Annotated in this window: 2 protein-coding genes and 2 rRNA genes; all 4 read right to left on the bottom strand. The window is 66.5% G+C overall.

What is annotated here, in order from left to right; genetic code table 11:
- Positions 1–127: 127 nt before the first annotated feature.
- Positions 128–2,623, bottom strand: coding sequence for a sugar phosphate nucleotidyltransferase (locus AC07FK_RS09245; protein ID WP_479104936.1), 2,496 nt, complete (start codon positions 2,621–2,623; stop codon positions 128–130).
- A gap of 121 nt (positions 2,624–2,744) precedes the next feature.
- Positions 2,745–3,353, bottom strand: a complete 609-nt coding sequence (clsA, locus tag AC07FK_RS09240; protein WP_479103965.1) for a cardiolipin synthase ClsA — start codon at positions 3,351–3,353, stop codon at positions 2,745–2,747.
- Between the two features lie 146 nt (positions 3,354–3,499).
- Positions 3,500–3,616: ribosomal RNA gene (rrf, locus tag AC07FK_RS09235) — 5S ribosomal RNA — on the bottom strand.
- Between the two features lie 73 nt (positions 3,617–3,689).
- Positions 3,690–3,762: ribosomal RNA gene (locus AC07FK_RS09230) — 23S ribosomal RNA — on the bottom strand; the annotation flags it as partial.

Below are 3,762 nucleotides of genomic sequence, written 5' to 3'. Positions count from 1 at the left end.
TACACCGCACTGATTATTCTACACCCCCCCCCCCCCCCCCCCACCCCCCCCACCCCCCCCCCCCCCCCCCCCCCCTCCGCCCCCCCCCCCCCCCCCCCCCCCCCCCCCCCCCCACGCCGCTCCGACGTCAGCGACCCGCGCTGTCCACGACCGCCGACCACTCGTCGAGGAGCGCCTGGGCCGAGTCGTCGTCGGGTCCTTCCGCCCACAGATGGGTGACGGCCTCCGCGGGGGCGGGGAGCACCATGACCCACCGGCCGTCTGCCTCGACCACCCGCACGCCGTCGGTGGTGTCCACGAACCGGTCCCCGGCCGCCTCGACCACGCGGCGCATCACGAGTCCCTTCACGGCCCACGGCGTAGCCAGATCCCGCTTGAGGACATGGGCTCGCGGTATCCGCGCGTCGATCTGGCTCAGGGTGAGCTGCGTCCTGGCCACCAGACCGATCAGCCGTACGAAGGCCGCGGCGCCGTCGAAGACGCTGCTGAACTCGGGAATGATGAAGCCGCCGCGCCCGTCGCCACCGAAGATGGTGGACTCCTCGCGGCCGACCCGGGTCAGGTCGTCCGGCGAGGTGGTCGTCCACTCCACCTGCGTTCCGTGGTACGCCGCCACCTGCTCGGCGATCCTGGTCGTGGTCACCGGCAGCGCGACCCGGCCACTGCGGCGTTCCGCCGCCACCAGGTCGAGCATCACCAGCAGTGCCCGGTCGTCCTCGATGATCCGTCCGCGCTCGTCCACGAGCGACAGCCGCTCGCCCACCGGGTCGAACCGCACGCCGAAGGCAGCCCGCGCCGACGCGACGATCTCACCGAGCCGTACGAGACCGGACCGCCGGGAGTCGCTCGTCTCCGTGGGCCTGGACTCGTCAAGACCCGGGTTGATGGTCAGCGCGTCGACCCCGAGCCGCCCGAGAAGGCTGGGCAGCACGAGACCGGCGCTTCCGTTGGACGCGTCGACGACGACCTTGAGCCCGGCGTCCGCGATACCCGAGACATCCAGGTTCCGCAGCAGCGACCCGGTGTACGAGTCGAAGACGCTGGCCGGGAAGTGCAGGTCGCCGATCTCGCCGGGGAAGGCCCGCCGGTACTCCTGGCGCGCGAACACCCGGTCCAGCTTGCGCTGCCCCGCCTGCGACAGGTCGGCGCCGCGCTCGTCGAAGAACATGATGTCGACGGAGTCCGGCACACCGGGAGTCGTACGGATCATGATGCCGCCGGCGCTGCCTCGCGCCGTCTGCTGACGTGCGACGGGCAGCGGCACGTTCTCGAGGTCGCGTACGTCGATGGCGCTCGCCTGCAGTGCGGAGATGACCGCCCGCTTCAGCGCACGCGCGCCACGGGAGTGGTCACGCGCGGTGGTGACCGTCGCTCCCTTCTTGAGGGTGGTGGCATAGGCGCCCGCGAGGCGCACCGCCAGCTCGGGAGTGATCTCGACGTTCAGGATCCCGGAGACGCCCCGCGCGCCGAAGAGGTGCGCCTGGCCCCGTGACTCCCAGATCACCGAGGTGTTGACGAACGCACCCGCCTCGACGGTCTTGAACGGATAGACCCGCACATTGCCCTGAACAATCGATTCCTCACCGACGAGGCACTCGTCCCCGATGACGGCGCCGTCCTCGATCCGCGCGGCCCGCATGATGTCGGTGTTCTTGCCGATCACGCAGCCGCGCAGGTTACTGTGCTGGCCGATGTAGACGTTGTCGTGCACGACGGCCCGGTGGAGGAACGCCCCGCTCTTCACGACGACGTTGGACCCGATCACGGTGTGCTCACGCAGCTCCACGCCGGCTTCGACCTTGGCGTAGTCACCGATGTAGAGGGGCCCGCGCAGCACGGCGTCGGGATGCACCTCGGCGCCTTCCGCGACCCACACCCCCGGAGAGATCTCGAAGCCGTCGAGATCGACGTCGACCTTGCCCTCAAGCACGTCGGCCTGCGCCTTGACGTAGCTCTCGTGCGTGCCGACATCCTCCCAGTAGCCCTCGGCGATGTAGCCGTAGATCGGCTTGCCTTCCTTCATCAGCTGAGGGAAGACGTCACCGGACCAGTCCACGGATGTGTCCGCTTGCACATAGTCGAACACCTCGGGCTCCATGACATAGATGCCCGTGTTCACGGTGTCGGAGAAGACCTGCCCCCATGTGGGCTTCTCCAGGAACCGCTCGACCTTTCCCGCCTCGTCCACAATCGTGATGCCGAACTCCAGGGGGTTCGGCACACGGGTCAGGCACACCGTGACGAGTGCGCCCTTCTCCTTGTGGAATCTGATCAGATCAGTGAGGTCGAAGTCGGTGAGGGCATCGCCGGAGATGACGAGGAAGGCATCGTCCTTCAGCGCTTCCTCGGCGTTCTTCACGCTGCCCGCGGTGCCGAGTGGCTTCTCCTCATTGGCATAGGTGAGCTCCATTCCCAGCTCTTCGCCGTCACCGAAATAGTTCTTGACGAGCGAGGCCAGAAACTGCACGGTTACGACGGTTTCACTGAGCCCATGCCGCTTGAGCAGCCGCAGCACATGCTCCATGATCGGCCGGTTGGCGACCGGCAGGAGCGGCTTGGGCATGCTCGAGGTCATGGGGCGAAGGCGTGTGCCCTCGCCGCCAGCCATCACGACGGCCTTCATGTCGGGAAAGTCCTCCTCCAAGAGACGACGGTCTAGCCGACTTCACCCGTCCGGGACTGACGCGAGAGGCATCATGCGCAGCAATCCGGCGCTGGAACAGCCAGCGCCGGAATCGACAGGCTCAATCGGCCGCGGTCTCCGCCTTGACCAGCCGGCGGACCTGGACCACGTAAAGGATTCCTGCCCACCAATACAGAGTTGTACCCCATCCGGCGAACGCCCATCCGAAAATCGCAGCCAGTGACGGCAACCACCCAGTTCCGTCACTGAGAAGCAGCAACGGGAAGGCGTACATCAGGTTGAACGTGGCAGCCTTCCCGAGGAAGTTCACCTGCGGCGGCGGATAACCGTGCTTGCGGAGGATGCCCACCATCATCAGCAGCATCAGCTCGCGCGCCAGAAGGGCAGCGGTGAGCCACAGAGGCAGGATCTCGCGCCAGGTGAGGCCGAGCAACGTGGAGAGGATGTACAGCCGGTCGGCAGCCGGATCGAGCAGTCGCCCGAGCTTGCTGATCTGATTCCAGCGGCGGGCGAGCTTTCCGTCGAGATAGTCGCTGATGCCGCTGAGCATCAACACCAGCAATGCCCAGCCGTCGCTCTTGGGCCCACCGAAGACGGGCAGGAGAATCAGCCACAGGAACAGTGGCACGCCGGCGAGGCGAGCCATGCTGAGGATGTTCGGGATGGTGAGCACCCGGTCCGTCTGAACGCGGGTCTCCTGAACCTCCACCCGGGGGCCTCCTGTGGGAACGTGCCGATGATGCGCCCCCGACCCTACCCTCAGCGACCGGTGCCGGGCACACAGGGGGTCCGGAGCGGCCCAGGAACGCAGAAAAGCCCCGCACCATAAAGGTGCGGGGCTTTCCCACAATGATTGTTCGGCGGCGTCCTACTCTCCCACAGGGTCCCCCCTGCAGTACCATCGGCGCTGAAAGGCTTAGCTTCCGGGTTCGGAATGTAACCGGGCGTTTCCCTAACGCTATGACCACCGAAACACTATGAAGATATCGAACCGGTAATGGCACAGTTCGTTACTTCAGAACTAACACAGTGGACGCGAGCAACTGAGGACAAGCCCTCGGCCTATTAGTACCAGTCAGCTCCACCCGTTACCGGGCTTCCACATCTGGCCTATCAAC

The organism is Streptomyces sp. NPDC046122, assembly GCF_056429965.1.
This window is presented reverse-complemented; position numbering and strand designations above follow the sequence as displayed.

What these genes read in the sequence shown, in the direction of transcription:
- AC07FK_RS09245 (WP_479104936.1), bottom strand. Translation starts at nt 2,623, where the DNA reads ATGAAGGCCGTCGTGATGGCTGGCGGCGAGGGCACACGCCTTCGCCCC.